We start from the raw sequence: 22,682 nt of genomic DNA on the forward strand, positions 1-22,682 counted from the left end.
TCAGTGACCTAGCTTAGCGCCGATCAGCAGGCGCCCGTCATCGCACGACGAGGGTGCCGAGTCCCAGCCAGCGGCGCATGTCCTCGAGCTCCGCGGCGAGCGCCTCCGGGTGCTGGGCGTCCTCCCAGTGCACCCGGTGGGCGATGAGCGCATCCGCCTTCCGGTCCGCGGCGAGATCCACGCGCCCGACCAGCCGGTCCCCGAGCAGGAAGGGCATGACGTAGTAGCCGTGGACGCGTGCGTGCGCCGGGGTGTAGATCTCGATCCGGTAGTCGAAGTCGAAGAGCCAGCGCAGCCGCTCGCGGGTGAAGACGAGCGGGTCGAAGGGGGCGAGCAGGGCGCGCGCCTCGATCCGGCGCGGCACCCGCGCGGCATGCCAGCGCAGCGCCCGGACGCCCTCGACGTCGACCTCGACGAGCTCTCCTGCGGCCACGAGCTCCGCCGCGGCAGCGCGCACCTCGGCGACGGGCTGCCGGAAGTGGTCGGCGAGGCAGGCCGGAGTGCCGATCCCGCGGGCTGCGGCGGCGATCCGCACGAGCGCGACGGCGTCGTCGCGCTCCCCGCCGATCCCGCGGGGCAGCCGGCCGGCGTCCGGGCGCAGGCCCAGGGTCGGGTCGGCGGGCGGGCCGAAGCGCAGCTCCGGCACCGGCAGGTCCGGGTGGACGTCGCCGGGCAGCGCGTAGATCCGCTCGAAGGAGCGGCTGCGGGCGGCGACGGAGACCCGGCCGGCGCGCAGCAGCGCCTCGAGCCCGGACTTCACGCGGCTCGGGTTCCACCCCCAGTGGTCGCGCTCGCGCTCGGGGATGTCGTGGCTCACCCGGCCGGCGAGCTCGCGCGCCGTGCCCGGGCCATGGGCGAGCGCCGCCTCGAGATCGAGGAGCAGGGCGCGGAAGGCGGAGCCGGTCACGGGGTCGCGCTGGCCGTAGTCGCGGCGGTACCAGTCCGCCCGGCGGCCGGCGGCGAGCGCCACGGTGGACGGCGGGGCGTAGGCCGCCTCGTGCATCCAGTACTCGACGCCCATCGGGTCGGGGGCGTGGAGGAGGGAGTCGAGGTCGGCGGTGCGATAGGGCCCGAGGCGGGAGTAGAAGGGCAGGTAGTGGCTGCGGGCGACGCGCGCCACCGAATCGATCTGCACGAGGCCCAGCGTGTCGAACACCCGCCGCAGGTGCCGGCGGTCGGGTCGCGGCGGGCGCGGCGCGGAGAAGCCGGAGGCGGCCAGCGCACAGCGTCTGGCCGCCTCCCTGCTCAGCGAGCGCACGGGATCACTCGGTGATCTCCGGGTCGAGGGTGATCACCCCGTAGCTCCAGCCCTTGCGGCGGTAGACCACCGAGGGCTTCGCGTTCTCCTCGTCGATGTAGAGGTAGAAGTCGTGGCCCACCATCTCCATCCGGTTGAGGGCCTCCTCGATGCCGATCGGGGTCGCGGGGAAGTTCTTCTCGCGCAGCACCACCGGGGAGTCGCCCTCGGACTTGATGCGGCCGTTCGTCCGGTCGCCCGCCTGGGGCTCCTCGGCCTCCGGGGCGTCCTCCTGCGGCGGCACGTACTCTATCCGGGCCATCGCCTCGGCGGTGGACTCCGGCCGGTGCTTGCCGCGGTGGGAGATCTTCTGCCGGTCGCGGGCGCGGCGCAAGCGTTCGAGCACCTTCGCCCAGGCGAGGTCGAGCGCGGCGTACTTGTCGGAGGCGCTCGCCTCGGCCCGGAGCACGGGGCCCTTCGCGATGACGGTGATCTCGACGGTCTCGGAGGTCTCCGGCTGGCGTGCGTTCGGCTCGCTCGTGATCTGGACCTCGACGGCGAGCGCGCGCGGGGCGAGCTGCTCGACCTTGGCGACCTTGTCCTCGACATGGGCCCGGAAGCTGTCGGAGATGGTCAGATGACGACCCTTGACGACGATGTCCATTGTGCGGTCCTTTGCACCTCGGGGAACGGATCGCTCCGTTGCCGTCACGGTTCGACGGCTCCTTCCATTAAATACCATCGCCAGGGGCAGTGCGAGGTCCGCCGGGGGCGATTCCGACCACCGCGACGCCGTCGACCGGGATGCGGGATGCGGCGAGCGCACGCGTGCTCTCCGCGACCGTCGCGCCGGTCGTGCAGATGTCGTCGAGGACGATGATCCGCGCCCCGGCCGCGGCGGCCGTGCGGGTTGCCGCGAGCTGCGCCGCCGCCCGTGCGGAGGCCCGGTGGGTGCCGCGCACGTTGCGCCGCCGGGCGGTGGAGCCGAACCCCACCTGGTCGCGGTGCGCCCGCACCTCGAGCAGCGGCGCGCAGCGCACGTCGAGGCCCTCCGCCCGGAGCACGGCGGCGGCGTGCGCGCCGAGCGCGGCGACGTGGTCCGCACCGCGCCGGCGCACCGCCGCGGCGGTCGCCGGCACCGGGACGAGCAGCGCGGCGGGCGCGCCCGCCGGGAACGGAGCCGGCGGGGAGTGCTCGAGCACCGCGAGCACCGCCCGGGCGAGGAGCAGGCCGAGGAGGGCGGTGAGGTCGCGGCGGTCCTTCTCCTTGTAGGCCACGAGGCAGTCGCGCAGCACACCGGTGTACTCGCCGGCCCCGTGCACCGCGCGGGTGCCGTAGCGCGGCATCGTCGCCCGCACCGGCACCGCGAGCTCGGCCAGGCAGCGCCCGCACAGGGTCACCGTCTCCGCCCCGCAGCCGGCGCAGGCGCGCGGCACGAAGAGGTCGAGGAGCTCGCCGAGGATCCGGTGCACACCGCCATGATCCCCGCCGCCCGGGGTGCGCACCAGGCGCAGGCGGCCGCTGTGACCTGTCGACGGCCCCGGCCGTGCGCGGCCCGGCTCAGCCCGGGTAGGCGGGGTCGAAGGCGCGGACGTCGACGAGCTTCTGCCAGTTCCCGGCGCTGTAGGTGTACATCTCGCCGGCGGCGGTGCTCACGCGCAGGGAACGCGAGTCGTCGCCCGCAGTGACCCGGATCCCCCCGTCGATCGAGCCGAGCGAGTTCTGCGGGCCGGCGACCGGGGTGCTGTAGGGGGTCTCCGGCGACCCCGGGGCCGGCGCGGCGAGCATGACGAGCGTGTGGGGGCCGGCCCACGAGAAGTCGGAGATCGAGTGGAGTCCGGCGCCGACGAGCAGCGGGGCGGCCTCGACCGTGCCGGTGGGGCGGTTCTGGCCGTCGCGGGTGACGCCGATGACCTCGATCCGGGTGCGGGACTCCCCATCGCTGGACAGCACCGCGAGCTGGGTGCCGTTGCGCGACACGTGGAGCGCCTCGATCCGCCGCTCGAGGAGGAACGGGACCTCGAACACCGAGAGCTCCCCGGACCGGTCGACGGCGTGGACGCGCCCGGAGTCCGCCTCGGCCGTCCACGCCCAGCCGAACCGGTCGAAGCTCGGACCGGCGAGGTCGTCGCCGGTGAGGATCACCGCATCGTCCATGGAATCGGCGACGACCCGATGGAGCTCGCTGCGATCCCCTCCGAGGTAGGCGTACATCGAGCCGTCGAGGGACACCGCCGGGTCCGAGTCGGCGTCCGACATCTCCGGGCTGCCCTCGACCGGTTCGACCCCGGTGCCCACCACCCGGGCGAGCGCGCCGTCGGACACGGCGACGGGCGGGCCGTCGACGGCCACGCCGGGGCCGGCCGCCTCGCTCGTCGCCGGGTCGAGGAGCCCGGAGCGGACGCCGACCTCGGCCTCGGTGATCGAGCCGATCGCACGCACGGTCTCCCCGATCTGGTTGATGATCCGCGCCTGGGCGAGCTCCTCGAGACCCTCTGCGGTGTCGGACAGGCCGACCTCGGCGACGCCCTCGCTCACCGTCACCATCTGCGGGTCGAGCTGGGTGCCCTCCGGCACCGCGGACACGACGGCGCCGTCGAGGTGATCGGCGGGTCCGCGCAGGAGTTCGCCGACGGCCTCCGTCGCGGTCGCCGGGGAACGGATGAACCAGCGGGTGTCGGGCACGAGGTGCTCGTAGTCCGGGGTGTAGAAGTACACCGGGTAGGCCTGGAACAGGGTGTTGAAGTTCGACGCGGACACGACGAGGCCGGGCGGGGCCTGCGAGATCCGCCACTCCCCGTTGACCTGCCGCAGCGCGAACTCCATCTCGATCACCGTGTCGTCGCCGGGCTCGCGGTAGAGGCGGCGCTCGTCGAGGCTCGCCTGGATCGGGACGTCGAAGGACACGCTCTGCGAATCCGCGGTGATCTCGCTCGTGAGCTCGTCGAGACCGGTCCCGGTGGGCATCACCCGCACGACGGAGCGCGGGTTCCACTCGGTGGAGAAGGACTCGGTGAGGAAGGCGCGTGCGACCTCGAAGTTGTTCGAGTAGCCGGCACCGGCGGCGAGGAAGCCGCGCACGATCTCGTCCGGCCCGGCCCCGGGCACGGGACCATCGGGGTCGATGCGCGACTGCACCCCGGACTCGCTGTCGTCGACGGGGATGCGCCCGATCCCGCCGTCGCGCGGGATCGACACGCAGCCGCTGAGCACGAGGGCGAGGCAGGCGAGCAGGGCGAGCAGGTCAGTCCGTCTCATACTCAGCCTCCGCGGGGTCGACGACGATGGGGATGGACCCGGTCTGGATCCGCACCGAGCCGTCCGAGGAGCTCGGACCGGCGACCAGGGCGGCACCGGTGTGCGCGGCATCGGCCGGCGGCAGCGGCAGCGGCGAGGAGGAGATCTCCTGCCGCTGGCGCCGCGGCAGCGTGAGCCGGAAGCACGCGCCCTCGCCCTCCCGGCCCCAGGCCTGCAGCCAGCCGCCGTGGAGGTGGGTGTCCTCGAGCGAGATCGCCAGGCCCAGCCCCGAGCCGCCGAGGGTGCGGCGGCGGGACGGGTCGGCGCGCCAGAAGCGGTCGAACACGTGCTCGACGTGCTCCTCGCTCATCCCGATGCCGTGGTCGCGCACGCTCACCGCGACCGCCTCGGCGTTGGCGGCGAGGTAGATGTCGACCCGCCGGCCCTCCCCGTGCTCGATCGCGTTGACGACGAGGTTGCGCACGACGCGGGTGATCCGCACCCGGTCGACCTCGGCCATGACCGGGGAGGACGGGGCGTGGAGGAGGAGCTCGGTGCCGGCCTGGGTGGCGACGACGGAGAGGGTGTCGAGGACGCCGGTGACGATCTCGCCGATGTCGGTGGGCTTCGTCACGAGGTTCGCCGCGCCCGCGTCGTAGCGGGAGATCTCGAGCAGGTCGCCGAGCAGCAGCTCGAAGCGCTCGACCTGGGAGTTGAGGAGCTCCGCGGAGCGCGCGGTCGAATCGTCGAAGTCCTCCCGCGACTCGTAGATCATGTCCGAGGCGATGTGGATCGTGGTGAGCGGGGTGCGCAGCTCGTGGGACACGTCGGACACGAACTGCCGCTGGAGCACGGTGAGCAGCTCCATCCGGGTGATCTGGTCCTGCAGGGTGTCGGCCATCGAGTTGAAGCTCTCGGCGAGCGTGGCGATCTCGTCCTTCCCGTGCACCGGCATCCGCTGGTCGAGGTCGCCGTGGGCGAGCTGCCCGGCGACCTCGGCGGCGGTGCGCACCGGCACGACGACGAGCCGGGTGACGATCCACGCGATCGCGCCGATGAGCACGGACAGCACGATCGCGGCGACGATGAGCGCGCGGAGCACGAAGTCGAGCGTGTTCTGCTCCTCCTGGAGATCGGCGACGACGAACAGCTCGAACTGGCCGGCGGCGGGGATCGTCACCTGCTGGGCGACGACGAGCCCGGGCGAGGACTCCTCGCCGGGCAGCGTGACGGACTGGTAGAGCTGCTCGCCGAGCTCGGCGCGGTCGACCGCGGAGAGGTAGGCGTCGGGCAGCTCGGCGACGGGGATCGACTCCTCGCCGCCGACGAGCGCGACGAGCGGCGGGACCGAGGTGGAGCGCTCCTTCGGCTCGAGCGCCACCGAGCGCAGGGGCGTGGGCGAGCGCGACAGCATCGAGCGCAGCTGGGTGTTGAGCGTCTCCGACAGCGCCTCGTCGTCCTCCCCTGTGGACAGCGACTGGAGCTCGGCGGCGTACCCGGCGGTCTGCACCGACACCGAGGACAGCTTCGACTCGAACAGGCCGCGCGAGATCTGCTGGGACATGTACGCCCCGACGCCGAGCACCGCGATGATCGTCAGCGCGATGGTGAGGACGACGATCCGGAACTGGAGCGAGTGCGTGAATGCCCGGGCGACCCAGCGTCCCGCGCCGCCGAGGATCCGCGCGGCGGTCTCGAGGAACCCGGCGAGCGCCGGGGTGCGGCTCACGTCGCCTGGCCGGCCTTGTAGCCGACGCCGCGCACGGTCACGACGATGTCGGGCTTCTCCGGGTCCTTCTCGATCTTCGAGCGGAGTCGCTGGACATGGACGTTGACGAGCCGGGTGTCGGCGGCGTGCCGGTAGCCCCAGACCTCCTCGAGGAGGGTCTCGCGGGAGAACACCTGCCAGGGCTTGCGGGCGAGCGCGACGAGCAGGTCGAACTCGAGCGGGGTGAGCGACACCGGCTCGCCGGCCTTCGTCACGGTGTGCCCGGCGACGTCGATGCTGACGTCGCCGACGGTGAGGATCTCCGGGGCGGACGGCTCGGCCATCCGCAGCCGGGCGCGCACCCGGGCGATGAGCTCCTTGGGCTTGAACGGCTTGGGGACGTAGTCGTCGGCCCCGGACTCGAGGCCGAGCACGACGTCGACGGTGTCCGACTTCGCGGTGAGCATGATGATCGGGACGCCGGACTCCTCACGGATCTCCCGGCACACCTCGAGGCCGTCCTTGCCGGGGAGCATGAGGTCGAGGAGGACGAGATCCGGATGGACGTCGTGGAAGGCGTCCAGCGCCCCGTCGCCGGTGGCGCAGAAGTGCGGTTCGAACCCCTCGCTCTTGAGCACGATGCCGATCATCTCCGCGAGTGCGGTGTCGTCGTCCACTACCAGAATCCGAGCGTTCATGGCGCCCATTCTTCCCCACTCGTCCCGGATTGCGGAATCCGCGTGCCCGGGCGCGTCGCGGACCGGGCCTCCCGCACCCCGGCGCCGACGGCCTCGCAGCCCGCCCCGCGGCCGGGGCCGAGCCGGGCCGGTGTTGGTATCCGCATCCCGGCTTGGGAATAATGGCGCGGGGAACCGGACCGTCGACGCCGACGGGCACCGGCCGGACGCGTCCGAGGAGGTGAGCACCGTGGCCGAACCGCCGAGTGCCGCCTGGGCCGCGCGCATGGACTGGCGCAGCGGGACCCTCGTGGCCGCCGCCCCGGGAGCGCCGCGGGTCGAGTGGCGGCCGCCGCCGCGGCCCGGAGTGCTGTCCCGGCGTCCGCTGCGCTTCTTCGAGGGGCTCGACGGCGGCTTCCGGCTCATCCGCTTCGCCCCGGCGCTCACCGTCGGGCTCTCCGCGATCGTCTTCACCCTGTGGACGCTGCTCATCGGCGTCGTGATCTCCGGCCTCGCGTGGGCGGGCACCGGGTTCCTCTCCGAGGTGTTCTCCGACCCCGATGCCGCCGCCGGCTTCTCGATCGTCGCCCAGTTCGGGGCCTTCGCGCTCTCGATCTCCTCGCTCTCCCTCGTCCACCTGCTCACCGGGGTCGGCGCCGTCGCGGCGCGGGCCGCCTTCGACTCCCGCCGCATGACCCTGCGCGCGGGCTGGCTGGCGCTGCGCGGGGTGCGCCTGCGCCTCGTGCTCGTCACCGGGCTGCTCGGCCTCGCCCATCTCCTCGCGCTCGCCGTGCTCCTCCTCCCGGCGCTCGTCGTCGCCGGGCTCGGGCAGAGCACCGCCTCGCTCGTGCTCACCGGCCTGGGGCTGCTCGGCTGGTGCGCCTTCACCCTCTACTTCGCGCTGCGCACGGCGTTCGTCGGCTGCACGGTCGCGCACGAGCGCCGCACGATCCGGCAGGCGTTCGTCCGCTCGTGGCGACTCACCGGGAGCGGGTTCTGGCGCACCCTCGGCCAGCTCCTGCTCGGCTGGTACCTCTCGAACCAGCTCGTCTCGATCATCATCACCCCGCTCGTCGTCATCGCCTACGTCCTGACGATCCTCGCCGTCATCATCGGGATCTCGAGCGGCACCGGCGGCACCGTGATGCTCCTCTCCGCGCTCGCCGTCGTCGCCGTCGTCGTCGGCGCGCTGACGATCGCGGCCACCGCGGTCCTCTTCGCCTACCTCGCCGGGCTCGTGTCCGTCGTCTTCTTCGACCGGCTCATGCGCGCCGAGGGCTACGACCTCGTGCTCCTGCGCCAGGCGGAGGCCGAGGCGTGAGCGCCTGGGCCGCGCCGCTCAACCCGGACCGCGACTCCGCACAGCGCTGGGCCGAGGAGGAGCTGTCGAAGCAGGAGTACCAGGAGGCCGACCTCACCCTCCTGCAGCGGCTGGGAGCCGCGATCTCCGACTTCTTCTCCGAGCTCACGGCACCGGTCGCCGACATCCGCTCCGTCTGGCTCATCGTGCTCGTCGTGCTCGTCGTCGCCGCCCTCGCAGTGCTCGTCGTGTGGCGGGTGCGGCGCGGCTCCGGCGGCAGCCTGAGCGACCCCTACCGGCCGCTCGCCGTGCTCGTGCCCGATGTCGACCCCGAGGAGCTGCGGGCACGCGCACGGGCCGCGGCCGCCGCCGGGGACTGGACCCCGGCGGTGCAGGACGCCACCCGCGCCCTCCTCGTGGGCCTGGGGCGGGCCGAGGTCATCGAGGTGACGACGGCGAGCACCGCCTCGGAGCTCACGACGGCCGCCGCCGCGGCCCGTCCCGCCGAGGCGGGCGCGCTCCACCGGGTCGGCCGCACCTTCGACGACATCACCTTCGGCACGGAGGCCGCTGCGGAGGCCGACTACGAGCGGGTCCGTGAGCTCGACCGCCGACTGACCGCCGGGGTGCGCGCATGAGCGCCGGCCTCGACGTCGCGGTGCGCGGCACTGCTCGCGCCGGCGGACCCGGGACCTGGCAGCGGGTGCGCAGCGGGGCCCGCTCCTCGACCGTGTGGGTGATCGCCGCCCTCGTCGTCCTCCTCGCCGCGATCGTCGGGTTCCTGTCGCAGACCGGCACGGAGGAGACCCGGCCGCTCCACTGGGAGTCGTCCGCGCCCGCGGGCGGGCGGGCCGTGATCGAGGTGCTCCGCGCCCGGGGCATCGAGGTGAGCACCACCGAGTCCTACGACGAGGCCGCGCAGCGCGCCGCGGACTCCGACGCCACGCTGCTCGTGTTCGACCCCGACTCCGCCCTCGCCGCCGAGCACCGGCAGCGTCTGCGCTCCACGGCGGTGGGTGCCGGGGCCCCGCTCGTCGTCGTCGAGCCCGGGACGGAGGTCACCGACTGGTCCCCCGGCGTCCAGCAGGCGTACCAGACCGCCGCCGGGCCCGGCGGCAGCGCTCCGCTCGCCCCCGACTGCACGTGGGAGACCGCGCAGCGCGCCGGCACCGTGACCGACGCGCTCGAGCGCTATTCCGCGCTCGGCACCCCGGGCACCGAGGTCACCGTGTGCTACCACCACCCGTGGGACCAGGCCGGCTACGGCGCGGTGACCCGGGAGGAGCTCGACGGCACCACCGTGACCGTGCTCGGCTCCCGGGCCTGGCTGAACAACTCGCACCTCGCCGACTCGGGCAACGCCGCCCTCGCCCTCGGCGCGCTCGGCGAGCGGGACTCCCTCGTCTACTACTACGCCGATCCGAACGACGAGGCTTTCGGCGCCGGCCCGGACGACGAGCTGCTCGGCCCGTCGTTCGACCTCGTGCCCGCCTGGTTCTGGGTCGCCCTGCTGTGGCTGATCCCGCTCGGGATCGCGGCGATGCTGTGGCGCGGCCGCCGCTTCGGACCGCTCGCCGTCGAGCGCCTGCCGGTCGTCGTGCCGCCGGTGGAGACCGTCCTCGGCCGCGCCGGCATCCTCCAGCGCGCCGGAGCGCGCGACTCCGCACTGCACACCCTGCGCACCGCCGCGCTGCTCCGCCTGGCCTCCCGCCTGTCGCTGCCGCCGCACTCCCGCACCCCGGAGATCTGCGCCGCCGTCGCCGCCCGCACCGCTCGCGACCCCGCCGAGGTGAACCGGCTCCTCGCCGGACCCGCCCCGAGCAGCGACGCCGAGCTCACCGCCATCGCCACCGCCATCGCAACCCTGGAGAGCGAGGTCTCACCCCTATGAGCCACATCCCCCCGCAGCCGCCGAACCAGCCCGACGACCGGTTCCGCCCGCACCCCGACACGCATCCGGGGGGCGCACCGCACGCCGGGCCGGGGCCGCACGCCGCGTCCGGGCCGGGGCACCACCCCGCCCCGGGGCCGGGGGCGCCTCCCGCGGCGGAGCAGGGCCACGCCGCGTACGCCCCACCGACCCTGGAAGCCCGGCTCGCCGAGCAGCACCGGCTCGACGACCGCGACCACGCGCTGCGCGCCCGGCTCGAGGCGGTCCGCAGCGAGGTCGGCAAGGCCGTGGTCGGCCAGGAGCCCGCGGTCGACGGGATCCTGCTCGCGCTCCTGTGCCGGGGGCACGTGCTCCTCGAGGGAGTGCCCGGGGTGGCCAAGACGCTGCTCGTGCGCACGATCGCGCAGGCGCTCGACATGGCCTCCACCCGCGTGCAGTTCACCCCCGACCTCATGCCCGGCGACGTCACCGGCTCGATGATCTACGACACGCGCTCCGGGGACTTCGAGTTCCGGGAGGGGCCGGTGTTCACCCATCTCCTCATCGCCGACGAGATCAACCGCACCCCGCCCAAGACCCAGTCCGCCCTGCTCGAGGCGATGGAGGAGCGGCAGGTGTCCGTCGACGGCACCACCCGCACCCTGCCGAGCCCGTTCCTCGTCGCCGCGACCCAGAACCCCATCGAGTACGAGGGCACCTATCCGCTGCCCGAGGCGCAGCTCGACCGCTTCCTGTTCAAGCTCGTCCTCGAGCTGCCCGGTCGCGACACCGAGCTCGAGATCCTGCGCCGGCACGCGCACGGATTCGACTCCCACGACCTCACCGAAGCCGGGGTGGGCCCGGTCGCCGACATCCCGACCCTGCTCGAGGCCGCCGAGCGGGCCGGCGGGATCCACGTCGCCCCCGAGGTGCTCGAGTACCTCGTCGACATCGTGCAGGCGACCCGGATCGCGCCCTCGCTCGCGCTCGGGGTGTCCCCGCGCGGCGCCACCCGGCTCCTCGCCGCCGCGCAGGCGCGCGCCTGGCTGTCCGGGCGCGGCTACGTCACCCCCGACGACGTCAAGCTGCTCGTCCCGATGACCTTCCGCCACCGCGTCCTGCTCCGGCCCGAGGCGCAGATGGACGGGATCGGCATCGACCAGGTGCTCACCTCGATCATCGACACCACCCGAGCCCCGCGCTGATGGTCCCCACCTGGCGCTTCGTCCTCCTCGTCGCGCTCGCGGCGATCCCGGTGCTGCTCGTGCCCGGCTGGGACACCGCCGGGCTCGCGCTCGCCGCGGCCGCGTTCATCGCACTCCTCGACTGGCTCCTCACCCCGCGCCCGCGCCGGGTCTCCGCGCAGCGCACGCCCGGCCGCCGGGTGCGCCTCGGCGAGGACACGCACGCCACCCTCACGCTGCACAACGAGGGCCGGCGCACGCTCCGCCTCCGGGTCCGCGACGCGTGGACCCCGAGCGCCGGCGCCGCGGACGTCCGCTTCCGCACCCGGCTGCGCGCCGGTGAGTCCTTCGAGCGCGTGCTCACGCTCACCCCGACCCGCCGCGGGGTGCTCCCGGCCGACCGCCTCACCCTGCGCTCGCTGTCCTGGCTGGGCGTCCTCGGGCGGCAGACGAGCATCGACGTGCCCGCGCGCATCCGCGTCATGCCGCCGTTCCTGTCCCGCCGCCACCTGCCCTCGAAGCTCGCCCGGCTGCGCGAGCTCGACGGGCGCACCGCAGTGATGATCCGCGGTCTCGGCACCGAGTTCGACTCGCTGCGCGAGTACGTCCGCGGCGACGACGTGCGCTCGATCGACTGGCGGGCCACCGCGCGCGCCCGCGAGCTCATGGTCCGCACCTGGCGGCCCGAGCGCGACCGGCGGGTCGTCATCGTCCTCGACTCCTCGCGCCTCGCGGCGCGCCGCTGCGGCACCGGCACGGTGTTCGATGCCGCGCTCGAGGCCGGCCAGCTGCTCGCCGCGCTCGCCGCCGGCGGTGGCGACCGGGTCGACCTCCTCGTCGCCGATGCCCGGGTCCGCGCCCGGATCGGACCGATCACCGGGCGCGATCCGATGGGCCGGCTGTCGAACGAGCTCACCGACGTCGACCCCGAGCTCCTCGACGCGGACTGGGATGCGATCACCTCGGCCGTCATGCGGGCGGCATCCCAGCACTCGCTCGTCGTCCTCGTCACCGCGCTCGACCCGACGACGGTCGCCGAGGACATCCTGCCGGCCCTGCCCGTGCTGCGCGCCCGGCACTCCGTGGCGATCGCCTCGGTCGCGGACCCCGAGCTCGAGTCGATGGCCGCCCGCGTGCACACCCCGGCCCTGGCCTACCGGGCGGCGGCGGCCGAGCGGGAGCTCCTCGAGGTGCGCTCGGTCATCGGCTCGCTGCGGGAGGCGGGCATCCACTCCGTCCACGAGCCCCCGGAGGAGCTCGCCCCTGCGCTCGCCGATCTCTACATCTCCCTCAAGGCCACCAGCCGCCTCTGAGCACTCGATCTCCGAAGGTTCCTGAGAGCAGATCCGCCGTTCTCTGCACTCTCGACCGCAGCGCACTCTCGACCGCAGCGCGGTCTGATCGCGGCGCGGCGCGCGGAATCGGCGCGGCCGTCCTCAGTCGACGGCGACGACCTCGTAGCCGGCGCGGTCGGCCGAGAGGTCACCGGAGTCGCCGGCGCGCAGCGCCGGCCGGCCGAGCACGATCGCATAGACGACGATGCCCACGGTGTAGAGCGCGCCGATCCCGATCCGGATGACGTCGGGCAGGCTCGAGGGGGTGACGAAGCCCTCGATGATGCCGGACAGGAAGAGGAGCACGACGAGTCCGAGCGCGACGGTGATGAGGGAGCGGGCGGCGCGGGCGAGCGCGGCGCGTCGTGTCCGCGGACCGGGCACGACCCAGGCGAGGAAGATCTGCAGGCCGGCCGCCGCGGCGATGAGGATGCACGTGATCTCCGGGATCCCGTGGGGCAGGATGTAGCGGAAGAACTCCGCCCCGTGGCCGAACTCGAACATGATCGCCCCGGACAGCCCGACGTTGAAGGCGTTGAGGATGAGGCCGAACACGATCGGGAAGCCGAGGATCCCGAGCGCCACCCACTGCACCGCGATCCACGCGTTGTTCGCCCACACCCCGACGGTGAAGAAGCCACTCGGGTGCTCGAAGTAGTAGTCGACGAAATCCTCCTCCGCGAGCCGCCGGCGCATCTCCGCATCGCCGAAGCCCTCGAGCACCGCCGGGTCGTTGTAGGCCCACACGGTGGTGAGGACGCTGATCCCGACGAAGAAGGCGAACACGCCGAGGAACATCCAGCGCAGGGAGTAGAGCGCGGCGGGCAGGGACACGACCCAGAACTGGACGAGCGAGCCGCGCAGGCCCAGCGGCACCCCGGTGAGCTGCATGCGCGAGCGGTGGACGATGCTCGACAGCCGGATCGACACCTCGGAGTCCGGTGCCACGGTCTGGATCCGCGACAGGTCCTTCGAGGCGGAGCGGTAGAGGGCGAGGAACTCCTCGGCCTCGCGCGCGTCGAGCGTGTTGCGGGAGGCGAGCGTCGACAGCCGGGCCCAGGCCGGTCCGTGGAGCTCGGCGAGCAGAGCCGGATCCATGGTGGACAGCATAGTCGGCACCGTCTGTGCCACGATAGTTCCCGTGAGCACACTCGTCACCGGTGAGGCGGTCGCCCTCGACGTGCGCGCGGCCTCGCTCGGGGCGCGCGCCGTGTCGTGCGCGATCGACTTCGTCGTCTACGGCATCGCCTACTCCGCGATCATGTTCAGCGCCGCCTGGGTGATCGACTGGAGCACGATCGTCGATTCGCTCCTCGGCCGGACGCTCACCCTGCTCCTCACCGTGCTCACCCTCGTCCTCATCCCGTGCACGGTCGAGGCGCTCACCCGCGGCCGCTCGCTCGGCAGGCTCATCTGCGGGCTGCGGATCGTGCGCGAGGACGGCGGGGCGATCACCTTCCGGCACGCCTTCATCCGCGCCCTGCTGTGGCAGTTCGAGGTGTTCGCCACCGGCGGCGGCCTGGCCGCGCTCGTCGGCCTGCTGTCCCCGCAGAGCAAGCGGATCGGGGACTATCTGGCGGGCACGCTGGCGGTGAACGAGCGGGCCGGGATGCCGCGCTTCGCACGGATCGCCGTCCCGCAGCACCTGGTGCCGTGGATCTCGCGCGCGGACGTCTCACCGATCCCGGCGGGGCTCCACTACCGGATGGTGCAGTTCCTCGTCACCGCCGAGCAGCGCACGCCCGCCTCCCGGCTCGACCGGGCGATCGAGCTCGCCGAGGAGGTCAACCCGTTCATCGCGCCGGCTCCTCCCCCGGGCACGCACCCCGAGGAGTTCCTCGCCGCGATCATCGGCCGCACCCGCCACGAGTACACGCTGCGGATGCAGCGCTCGGCGCGCTCGACCGAGGCCTTCCGCGCGCGGGTGGGCGCGCTTCCCTTCGGCCAGCGCCTCTGACCGGACCGGCACACCGGTTCGGTCAGCGGCACCGTGGCGCCCGGGCGGGTCCGATCCCGCTCCGGGCGCCGCGCTCACTCCGGGCGCAGCCGCAGTCCCTGCATCCCGCCGTCGACGGCGAGCGCGACGCCCGTGGTCGAACCGGCGAGCGGGGAGGCGAGGTAGGCGATGGCCTCCCCGACCTCGGCCGGGGTGACGAGCCGCCCGTGCGGCTGCCGGGCGGCGAGCGCGGACCGTTCCGCCGCCGGGTCCGGCGCGGAGTCGAGGAGCCGGCCCACCCAGGGGGTGTCCGCGGTGCCGGGGTTGACGCAGTTGACGCGGATCCCCTCGCGCAGGTGGTCGGCGGCCATCGCAAGCGTGAGCGAGGCCACCGCACCCTTGCTCGCGCTGTAGAGCGCCCGCTGCGGGAGCCCGGCGGTGGCCGCGATCGAGCAGGTGTTGACGACCGCGGCGCGGTCCGAGGCCCGCAGGTGCCCCAGCGCGGCCCGCGTCACCCGCACGATGCCGAGGACGTTGATGTCGAGGACGCGGCGCCACTCCTCGTCCGAGTTGTCCTCGATGGTCCCCTGCGCGCCGATCCCGGCGTTGTTGACGACGACGTCGATCCCGCCGAGCCGCTCGGCGGCCTCGGCGACGGCACGGCGCACGGAGGCATCGTCGCCGACGTCGCAGGCGATGCCGGTGAAGGCGGGGTCCGCCGCCTCGGGCCGGAGGTCGAGGACGGCGACCGCGGCTCCGCGCTCGGCGAGCGCGTGGGCGGCGGCGGCACCGATGCCCGAGGCGCCGCCGGTGACGATCGCCGAGAGCCCTGTCATGGATGCGTGCATGGTGTTCTCCTGGTTCTTCGGTCCGGTGGGCGGCGGTCGCCGTGCACCCGGGTTCGGCGGGCGGCGCTCAGGCGTCGACGAACTCGTGGCGCTGGCGGCCGAGCCCGGCGATCTCGACCTCGACGACGTCCCCGGCACGGAGATAGTCGAAGCGTCCCGACAGGGCCACGCCCTCCGGGGTGCCGGTGAGGATGACGTCGCCGGGCTCGAGCACGAGGTACTGCGAGAGGTGGTGGACGATCTCGTCGACGCCGAAGATCATGTCCCGCGTGTTCGAGTCCTGCCGGATCTCGCCGTTGACCCAGCTGCGGATCGTGAGGTCGGACGGGTCGAGCGCGTCCGCGCTGACGAACCACGGGCCGAGCGGGGAGAAGCCGGGGGCGCACTTGCCCTTCGACCACTGTCCGCCGGACTCGTGCATCTGGAAGTTCCGCTCGGACAGGTCGTCGGCGAGCACGTAGCCGGCGATCGCGGCGGCCGCCTCCTTCCGGTCGCCGAGGTAGGAGCACCGCTGCCCGATGACGATCCCGAGCTCGACCTCCCAGTCCGTCGTCGTCGACCGGCGCGGGATCCGGGCGGTGTCGTCCGGGCCGGCGATGGTGTTCGGGGTCTTGAAGAACAGCACCGGCTGGGCGGGCGGCTCGGCGCCGGACTCCGCGGCGTGCGCGGCGTAGTTCATCCCGATGCACAGCAGCGCCTGGGGATCGACGACGGGCGCGCCGATCCGCATGCCCGGGGTGACCTCGGCCGCGGGCAGCGCGCCCTCGGCGTGCGCGGCGGCGACCCGGGCGAGGCCGTCCTCGGCGAAGAAGCGCCGGTCGTAGGTCGCGGTGACGGACGAGGCTTCGAACCAGTCGTCACCGCCGTCGGGGCGGGCGATGCCGAGCAGCGGTGTCTCCGACCCGAGCGGGCCGACTCGCATGAGCTTCATGGGTACTCCTGACTGTGGGTGGTGGTGAGGTGGGTGGTCGTGGTGGTCTGCCGTGGGGCGGTCGGCGTGCGGAGCCCGACCGAGGGTCTCAGGTTCCGGCGAAGGACCTCAGCCGCCGGCCGCCGGGACGGCGGTGCCGAGGACCGAGGTCGTGAATCCGAGCCCCGCCCCGCCGCCGGTGCCGGACCCGCCGGACATGCCGGAGCGGAACCGCTCGAGCGCGCTGCCGAGGTGCTCGCGCATCGCCTGCGCGGCGTCGCGCGGGCGGCATTCGGCGATCGCGGTGGCGATCGCGACGTGCTCGCCGACGGTCGCGGTGCCGTCGAAGTCCTGCGGGTAGAGCCGGAACACGTGGAGGTGGGCGTGGAGGCTGCGGTAGGCGTCGAGGAGGAAGGGGTTGTCGACCGCGGCGAGCATGATCTCGTGGAACCGGACGTCGTGGGCGACGAGCTCGGCGCGCGGGTTCTGCGCCGACTCCTGCGCGGCGAGGTAGGACTCGAGCTCGTCGGCCATCCGCCGGCCCGGGTTCCCCACCCGGTCGACCGCCACGGTCGAGGCGGTCCAGGGCTCGATGAGCAGCCGCACCTCGAACATGTTGGCCAGCCCCCGCTCGTCGAGCAGCGCGGTCGTCGTGTATCCGCGGTTCTTGTCGCGGACGACGAGCCGGTCGCCCTCGAGGTGCTGGAGCGCCTCGCGCACCGGCGTCTGCGACACGCCGAGGCGGCGCGAGAGCTGGTCGATGTTCACCCGCTCCCCGGGTGCGATCGCGTTGCTCACGATGAGCGTCCGAATCTCCTCGAGCACGTCGATGCGGCCTGTCATGTCGCCTCCGTCGCAGATCACCCGGTGGAATCCGGGTCCTCCATGAATACCAGTTCGCCGCCTCATCGCGGCTGGGAATCCCAACCCTACATGATTTACAACGATCCTATCTGATGTGTAGGTTTCCTGTGAACATGTGATCCAGCCCATACCATTCGACGAAGAAGGAGGGCCTCCCGGTGTCACTCATCCGGGTCTACGACGACCGGTCCCCTAAGTCCCGGATGCTCGACGGCTCCGATGCGATGAATCCCGACCCCGACTACTCCGCGGCGCACGTCGAGCTGCGCACCGATGCCGCCGACGGCCTCCAAGGCCACGGCTTCAGCTTCACGATCGGTCGCGGCAACGAGGTCATGACCGCCGCGATCGCAACGCTGACCGACCACGTCGTCGGCCTCGACGCCGAAGAGCTCCTCTCCGACCTCGGCCGCGCCTGGCGACTCCCGTCCACGACTCGCAGCTGCGCTGGCTCGGCCCGGAGGAGGGCGTCATGCACATGGCCGCCGGCGCCGTCCTCAACGCTCTGTGGGACCTGCGCGCCAAGCGCGCCGGCCTGCAGCTGTGGCGCCTGCTGGCGGAGGTGACGCCCGAGGAGATCGTCGACATCGTCGACTTCCGCTACCTCACCGGCGCGCTCATTCGCGACGAGGCCCTCGACATCCTCCGCGCCGCGGAGCCCGGGCGCGCTGCTCGCATCGCCGAGCTCGAAGCCACCGGCTACCCGGCGTACACGACGACGCCGGGCTGGCTCGGCTACAGCGACGAGAAGCTCGTCGCCCTCGCGGAGCAGGCCGTCGCGGACAGCTTCACCCAGATCAAGCTCAAGGTCGGGGCGGACCTCGACGACGACCGCCGGCGCTTCGCGCTCGCGCGGCGGGCCGTCGGGGACTCCGTCGAGATCGCGATCGACGCGAACCAGCGCTGGGACGTCGCCGAGGCGATCGACTGGGTCACTGCGATGGACGACGACTCGATCGCCTGGGTCGAGGAGCCGACGAGCCCCGAAGACATCCTGGCCCATGCCGCGATCGCCCCGGGGGATCGCCCCGATCCCCGTCGCCACCGGCGAGCACGTCCACAACCGGGTGATGTTCAAGCAGATGCTCCAGGCCGGGTCGATGGAGGTGCTGCAGCTCGACGCGACACGGGTGGGCGGGGTCAACGAGAACATCGCGATCCTGCTGCTCGCCGCGAAGTTCGGTGTGCGGGTGTGCCCGCACGCCGGCGGTGTCGGCCTGTGCGAGGCCGTCCAGCACCTGTCGATGTTCGACTTCGTCGCGGTCTCCGGCACCCGGGAGCGCCGCTCGATCGAGTTCGTCGACCACCTCCACGCGCACTTCATCGAGCCGATCGACGTCCGCGCCGGCCACTACCGGGCGCCCCGCCTGCCCGGCGCGGGCATGGAGATGCACGCCGGATCGCTCGCCCGCTACGCCTACCCCGGCGGCGCCGAGTGGAGTGCGGCGACGGGCGCCGTCCCCGCGGCGGAGGCCGGCAGGAGCGAGGCGGTCCATGCCTGAGACCATCGCCCTCCGCACCGAGCTCCGGCCCGGCCGCGAGCTCGACTACAAACGATCCACGCGCAGATCCCCGCCGAGCTCGACACCACACTGCGCGACGCCGGGGTCCGCGGCTGGCGGATCTGGCGCGACGGCACACACCTCTTCCACCTCGTCGAGGTCGACGACTACGCCGCGATGCGCGCCGCCCTCGCCGACCACCCGGTGAACGTCGCCTGGCAGGCGCAGATGGACGAGCTCCTCGCGGTGCCCGACGACTACTCCGGACAGGACTCCGGCCTGCCGCTCGACTGGAGGCTGCCATGACCGCACCCGGGGATCTCGAAGTCCTTCCCCGGGGTCCGCGCGCTCGACGACGTGCAGCTCACCCTGCACGGCGGGGAGGTGCTCGGACTCATCGGGGAGAACGGCGCCGGCAAGTCGACGCTCATGCAGATCCTCTCCGGGATCCACCCGCCGGACGCCGGCCGGATCGCGATCAACGGCCGCCAGGTGGAGATCCTCACCCCCAAGGCCGCGGAGACGCTCGGCGTGTCGATCATCCACCAGGAGTTCAACCTCGCCGCCGACCTCAGCGTCGCGCAGAACATCTTCCTCGGCCGCGAACCCCGCAGCCTCGGGATGTTCGTGTCCGACGCGACGCTCAACGGGCGCGCCGCCGCGCTCCTCGAGCGGGTCGGCGTCGACCTCGACCCGCGCACCCGGGTGGGCGACCTCACCGTCGCCGGGCAGCAGATGGTCGAGATCGCCAAGGCGCTGAGCGTGCAGTCGGACATCCTCATCATGGACGAGCCGACCGCAGCCCTCAACGACGCCGAGGTCGCGGCCCTCCACGACATCATCCGCGGCTTCGTGTCGCCGACCACCGGCGTCATCTACATCTCCAACCGGATGGAGGAGCTCAAGCGGATCACCGACCGCATCACCGTGCTCCGCGACGGCCAGTACATCGACACCGTCGACACCCCGGACACCGAGCTGCGCACGGTGATCGCGATGATGGTCGGGCGGGAGATCACCGCGGCCGAGGAACTGGCACCCGCGCACATCGATGCGGCCGCTCCCCCGGCCCTCGAGGTCGAGGGACTGTCGACGAAGCGGCTGCTGCGCGACGTCTCCTTCTCCGTGCGGCGCGGTGAGATCCTCGGCTTCGCCGGGCTCATGGGAGCCGGCCGGACCGAGGTGGCGCGCGCCGTCATCGGCGCCGACCCGCACACCGCGGGCACGATCCGGCTCGACGGCACCCCGGTGCGGCTCGCCTCGCCCGCGGCGGCCGCCGCGGCCGGCATCGGCTACCTGTCCGAGGACCGCAAGCACCTGGGCCTGCTCCTCGACCGCAGCGTGGCGGACAACATCGCGCTCAGCAGCCTGCCGAAGCTCAGCACCGCCGGGTTCGTCCGCACCGGGGCGATCCGCGCAGCCGCGCTCTCCGCGGTCGACACGCTGCGGATCAAGACCCCGTCGATCGGCCAGCAGGTGAAGAACCTGTCCGGCGGCAACCAGCAGAAGGTCGTCATCGGCAAATGGCTGCTCCACGACTCCGGGGTGCTGATCTTCGACGAGCCCACCCGCGGGATCGACGTCGGGGCGAAGGAGGAGATCTACGCCCTCCTCCAGTCGCTCGCCGAGCAGGGGAAGGCGATCATCGTGATCTCCTCCGAGCTGCCGGAGGTCCTGCGCCTGTGCCATCGCGTCGCGGTGATGAGCGAGGGCCGGTTCGCCGGCACGCTCGACGCCGCCGAGGCGAGCCAGGAATCGATCATGGAGCTCGCGACGGCCCACTCCCAGGTCACCGTCCACTCCGCACCCCAGCCCACCGACACCCGTGACCGAGGAGGTCCTCGCCATGAGCACCACGACCACTGAGACCCGGGCCGCGGGCCCGACCGCGAGCGGCCCGCCGCAGCGCACCGGACTGCTCTCCCGGCTCCGCAGCTCGCTGCAGCAGATGCTCGCCTTCGTCAGCCTCATCGTGCTCTTCATCTTCTTCACCGTCGCCAACCCCGATTTCGCTTCGGTGTCGAACATCTCCGGCATCCTGCTCGCCACCGCGGTCATCGGCATCCTCGCGCTGGGCACGACCTTCGTCATCATCACCGGCGGCATCGACCTGTCGATCGGCACCGGGATGACCCTGTGCTCGGTCATGGTCGGGGTGTTCCTCACCTACTAGGGGCTGCCGCTGTGGGTCGGGGTGCTCGGCGGCATCACGTTCGGCGCGCTCATCGGGCTCGTCAACGGCTCGGTGATCTCCTTCCTCGGCATCCCGCCGTTCATCGCCACCCTCGCGATGATGATGGTGGCCCAGGGCCTCGCCCTCGTGATCTCCGGCACCAAGCCGATCTACTTCACCGAGACGCCGGGCTTCTTCAACGTCGCCATGGGCCGATCGATCCCCGGCCTCGTCATCCCGAACGCGGTGATCATCATGTTCATCGCCGCGATCATCGCGTGGGTGCTGCTCTCCCGCACGGTGTTCGGCCGCTACACCTTCTCGATCGGCTCCAACGCCGAGGCGACGGCCCTGTCGGGCATCAACGTCCGCCGCTGGCAGGTCATCGTGTACACGGTGGCCGGCTGCTTCACCGGACTCGCCGGCGTGATCATGGCCTCCCGCCTGTCCTCGGCCCAGCCGGGCCAGGGCATGGGCTACGAGCTCGAGGCGATCGCCGCGGTGATCATCGGCGGGACCTCGCTCCAGGGCGGCAAGGGCTCGATCATCGGCACGGTGATCGGCGCGCTCATCATGTCCCTGCTCACCAACGGCCTGCAGATCATGTCGATCCCGCAGGAGTGGCAGAAGGTCGTCGTCGGCGTCGTCATCCTCATCGCCGTGTTCGTCGACATGGTGCGCCGCAAGCGGCAGGAGTCGACATGAGCTGGGACGCCTCACCCGCGGGCCTCCCGCCCCCGGTGCGCACGCCGCACCGGACCCGCACCCTCGCACCAGCAGCACCAGCACCACCGCAGACCACCCATCAGCACCACCGTCCACGAACGAAGGAGTTCACATGAAGCGCTCACTGTGGAGCACGGTCGCCGCCGGCGCGGCGATCCTCACCCTGGCCCTGTCCGGCTGCGAATCCACCGAGTCCGGCGGGTCAGGCGGCGGGGAGGGCGACCAGCCCTACATCGCCATCGTGTCCAAGGGGTTCCAGCACCAGTTCTGGCAGGCCGTCAAGCAGGGCGCGGAGGAGGCCGCCGCCGAGCACGACGTCCGCGTGACGTTCGAGGGCCCGGAGACGGAGACCGACGTCGACCAGCAGATCCAGATACTCACCACCGCCCTCGACAAGAACCCGGACGCGATCGCGCTCGCCGCCCTCGACTCGCAGGCCGCGGCCCCGCTGCTCGAGCGCGCCCAGTCGTCCGACATCCCCGTTATCGCCTTCGACTCCGGCGTCGATTCCGACATCCCGGTGACGACCGCGGCGACGGACAACACGGCGGCTGCGGCGGAGGCCGCGAAGCACATGGCCGAGGCGATCGACGGCTCGGGCAAGATCGCGATCGTCGCCCACGACCAGACCTCGTCCTCCGGCCGCGACCGCCGCGACGGGTTCGTCGGGTACATGGAGGCCAACGAGCCCGACATCGAGATCGTCGACACCCAGTACGGCGGCGGCGACCAGCTCAAGTCGACCGACATCGCCAACGCGATGATCGAGGCCAACCCCGACCTCGCCGGGCTCTACGGGACCAACGAGGGCTCGGCGGTCGGCGTCGTCAACGCGGTTAAGGAGAAGGACGTCGTCGACTCCGTCACCATCGTCGGCTTCGACTCGAGCAAGGCCCAGCTCGACGCGATCCGCGAGGGCACGGAGTTCGGCGCCGTGACCCAGAACCCGGTGGGGATCGGTCGCGAGACCGTCGAGGCCGCGGTCAAGGCGCTCGCCGGCGAGGACCTGCCGGAGACCATCGACACCGGCTTCTACTGGTACGACAAGGACACCATCGACTCCGAGGAGATCAAGCCCAACCTCTACGAGTGACATCGGATCCGGCGGCGCGGCGGGACCGCGCCGCCGGACCGGGCTCCTCCGCCGCGGTGCGGCACGCACCGGCCGAGACAGCG

Annotated in this window: 21 protein-coding genes and 1 pseudogene; 12 read left to right on the plus strand and 10 right to left on the minus strand. The window is 72.7% G+C overall.

All coding sequences use genetic code 11. From position 1 onward, the window contains the following. Nucleotides 1–37: 37 nt before the first annotated feature. From MTQ12_RS12675 to mtrA, 6 genes are all read right to left on the minus strand, one after another. Nucleotides 38–1,258, minus strand: coding sequence for a crosslink repair DNA glycosylase YcaQ family protein (locus tag MTQ12_RS12675; protein WP_348983882.1), 1,221 nt, complete (start codon nucleotides 1,256–1,258; stop codon nucleotides 38–40). 4 nt (nucleotides 1,259–1,262) lie between these two features. Next, a complete protein-coding gene (raiA, locus tag MTQ12_RS12680) occupies nucleotides 1,263–1,901 on the minus strand; it encodes a ribosome-associated translation inhibitor RaiA (RefSeq protein WP_137319224.1) in 639 nt (212 codons plus the stop codon). Nucleotides 1,902–1,968: 67 nt separating this feature from the next. After that, nucleotides 1,969–2,709: a hypothetical protein gene (locus MTQ12_RS12685; protein ID WP_247618887.1), complete on the minus strand. Its 741-nt coding sequence runs from the start codon at nucleotides 2,707–2,709 to the stop codon at nucleotides 1,969–1,971. Between the two features lie 88 nt (nucleotides 2,710–2,797). Then, nucleotides 2,798–4,495, minus strand: a complete 1,698-nt coding sequence (locus tag MTQ12_RS12690; RefSeq protein WP_175406917.1) for an LpqB family beta-propeller domain-containing protein — start codon at nucleotides 4,493–4,495, stop codon at nucleotides 2,798–2,800. Continuing rightward, nucleotides 4,482–6,203 carry an MtrAB system histidine kinase MtrB gene (gene mtrB / locus MTQ12_RS12695; protein WP_247618888.1) on the minus strand — a complete coding sequence of 574 codons (1,722 nt, stop codon included), beginning with the start codon at nucleotides 6,201–6,203 and terminating at the stop codon, nucleotides 4,482–4,484. Before mtrB ends, MTQ12_RS12690 begins: the two co-directional genes overlap by 14 nt. Continuing rightward, complete coding sequence (gene mtrA, locus MTQ12_RS12700) at nucleotides 6,200–6,880, minus strand: MtrAB system response regulator MtrA (protein ID WP_247618889.1); 681 nt, start codon at nucleotides 6,878–6,880, stop codon at nucleotides 6,200–6,202. Before mtrA ends, mtrB begins: the two co-directional genes overlap by 4 nt. A gap of 220 nt (nucleotides 6,881–7,100) precedes the next feature. On the opposite strand from mtrA, the gene MTQ12_RS12705 reads away from it, so the two are divergent. The 5 genes from MTQ12_RS12705 to MTQ12_RS12725 are packed head-to-tail and all read left to right on the plus strand — an operon-like array spanning nucleotide 7,101 to nucleotide 12,526. Next, a complete protein-coding gene (locus tag MTQ12_RS12705; protein ID WP_247618890.1) occupies nucleotides 7,101–8,180 on the plus strand; it encodes a hypothetical protein in 1,080 nt (359 codons plus the stop codon). Continuing rightward, nucleotides 8,177–8,797, plus strand: coding sequence for a DUF4129 domain-containing protein (locus MTQ12_RS12710; RefSeq protein ID WP_247618891.1), 621 nt, complete (start codon nucleotides 8,177–8,179; stop codon nucleotides 8,795–8,797). The genes MTQ12_RS12705 and MTQ12_RS12710 overlap by 4 nt, the downstream gene beginning before the upstream one ends. Continuing rightward, the gene (locus tag MTQ12_RS12715) at nucleotides 8,794–10,050 is read left to right on the plus strand and encodes a DUF4350 domain-containing protein (RefSeq protein ID WP_247618892.1); all 1,257 of its coding nucleotides are present in this window, start codon (nucleotides 8,794–8,796) and stop codon (nucleotides 10,048–10,050) included. The genes MTQ12_RS12710 and MTQ12_RS12715 overlap by 4 nt, the downstream gene beginning before the upstream one ends. Next, a complete protein-coding gene (locus MTQ12_RS12720; protein ID WP_247618893.1) occupies nucleotides 10,047–11,234 on the plus strand; it encodes a MoxR family ATPase in 1,188 nt (395 codons plus the stop codon). The genes MTQ12_RS12715 and MTQ12_RS12720 overlap by 4 nt, the downstream gene beginning before the upstream one ends. Further along, a complete protein-coding gene (locus MTQ12_RS12725; RefSeq protein ID WP_247618894.1) occupies nucleotides 11,234–12,526 on the plus strand; it encodes a DUF58 domain-containing protein in 1,293 nt (430 codons plus the stop codon). Before MTQ12_RS12720 ends, MTQ12_RS12725 begins: the two co-directional genes overlap by 1 nt. A 123-nt stretch (nucleotides 12,527–12,649) precedes the next feature. Here the strand turns inward: MTQ12_RS12725 and MTQ12_RS12730 are convergent, their stop codons facing one another. Next, nucleotides 12,650–13,645, minus strand: coding sequence for a stage II sporulation protein M (locus MTQ12_RS12730; RefSeq protein ID WP_247618895.1), 996 nt, complete (start codon nucleotides 13,643–13,645; stop codon nucleotides 12,650–12,652). A 43-nt stretch (nucleotides 13,646–13,688) separates the two neighbouring features. Here MTQ12_RS12730 and MTQ12_RS12735 point away from each other — a divergent pair, with 43 nt between their 5' ends. After that, entirely contained in the window at nucleotides 13,689–14,504 is an 816-nt protein-coding gene (locus tag MTQ12_RS12735) for an RDD family protein (protein WP_247618896.1), read from the plus strand. A 74-nt stretch (nucleotides 14,505–14,578) separates the two neighbouring features. Here MTQ12_RS12735 and MTQ12_RS12740 read toward each other — a convergent pair whose 3' ends face one another. From MTQ12_RS12740 to MTQ12_RS12750, 3 genes are all read right to left on the minus strand, one after another. Then, nucleotides 14,579–15,331: an SDR family oxidoreductase gene (locus MTQ12_RS12740; protein WP_247618897.1), complete on the minus strand. Its 753-nt coding sequence runs from the start codon at nucleotides 15,329–15,331 to the stop codon at nucleotides 14,579–14,581. Between the two features lie 67 nt (nucleotides 15,332–15,398). Continuing rightward, nucleotides 15,399–16,262, minus strand: a complete 864-nt coding sequence (locus MTQ12_RS12745) for a fumarylacetoacetate hydrolase family protein (protein WP_247618898.1) — start codon at nucleotides 16,260–16,262, stop codon at nucleotides 15,399–15,401. A 108-nt stretch (nucleotides 16,263–16,370) separates the two neighbouring features. Next, nucleotides 16,371–17,084: a GntR family transcriptional regulator gene (locus MTQ12_RS12750; protein WP_247618899.1), complete on the minus strand. Its 714-nt coding sequence runs from the start codon at nucleotides 17,082–17,084 to the stop codon at nucleotides 16,371–16,373. Nucleotides 17,085–17,308: 224 nt separating this feature from the next. On the opposite strand from MTQ12_RS12750, the pseudogene MTQ12_RS12755 reads away from it, so the two are divergent. From MTQ12_RS12755 to MTQ12_RS12780, 6 genes and pseudogenes are all read left to right on the plus strand, one after another. After that, nucleotides 17,309–18,607: pseudogene (locus MTQ12_RS12755) on the plus strand (enolase C-terminal domain-like protein). Nucleotides 18,608–18,697: 90 nt separating this feature from the next. Further along, nucleotides 18,698–18,913: an L-rhamnose mutarotase gene (locus MTQ12_RS12760; RefSeq protein ID WP_247618913.1), complete on the plus strand. Its 216-nt coding sequence runs from the start codon at nucleotides 18,698–18,700 to the stop codon at nucleotides 18,911–18,913. A gap of 51 nt (nucleotides 18,914–18,964) precedes the next feature. Further along, nucleotides 18,965–20,473, plus strand: coding sequence for a sugar ABC transporter ATP-binding protein (locus MTQ12_RS15275; RefSeq protein ID WP_247618900.1), 1,509 nt, complete (start codon nucleotides 18,965–18,967; stop codon nucleotides 20,471–20,473). Further along, on the plus strand, nucleotides 20,454–20,780 hold the full coding sequence (locus MTQ12_RS12770; protein ID WP_247618901.1) for a hypothetical protein: 327 nt from the start codon (nucleotides 20,454–20,456) through the stop codon (nucleotides 20,778–20,780). The genes MTQ12_RS15275 and MTQ12_RS12770 overlap by 20 nt, the downstream gene beginning before the upstream one ends. A 21-nt stretch (nucleotides 20,781–20,801) precedes the next feature. Continuing rightward, complete coding sequence (locus tag MTQ12_RS12775; RefSeq protein ID WP_247618902.1) at nucleotides 20,802–21,485, plus strand: ABC transporter permease; 684 nt, start codon at nucleotides 20,802–20,804, stop codon at nucleotides 21,483–21,485. 133 nt (nucleotides 21,486–21,618) lie between these two features. Further along, a complete protein-coding gene (locus tag MTQ12_RS12780) occupies nucleotides 21,619–22,599 on the plus strand; it encodes an ABC transporter substrate-binding protein (RefSeq protein WP_247618903.1) in 981 nt (326 codons plus the stop codon). The last annotated feature ends 83 nt before the right edge of the window (nucleotides 22,600–22,682 follow it).

Origin of the sequence: Brevibacterium sp. R8603A2, from assembly GCF_023072605.1 — a bacterium.
Taxonomy (GTDB): Bacteria; Actinomycetota; Actinomycetes; order Actinomycetales; family Brevibacteriaceae; genus Brevibacterium; species Brevibacterium pityocampae.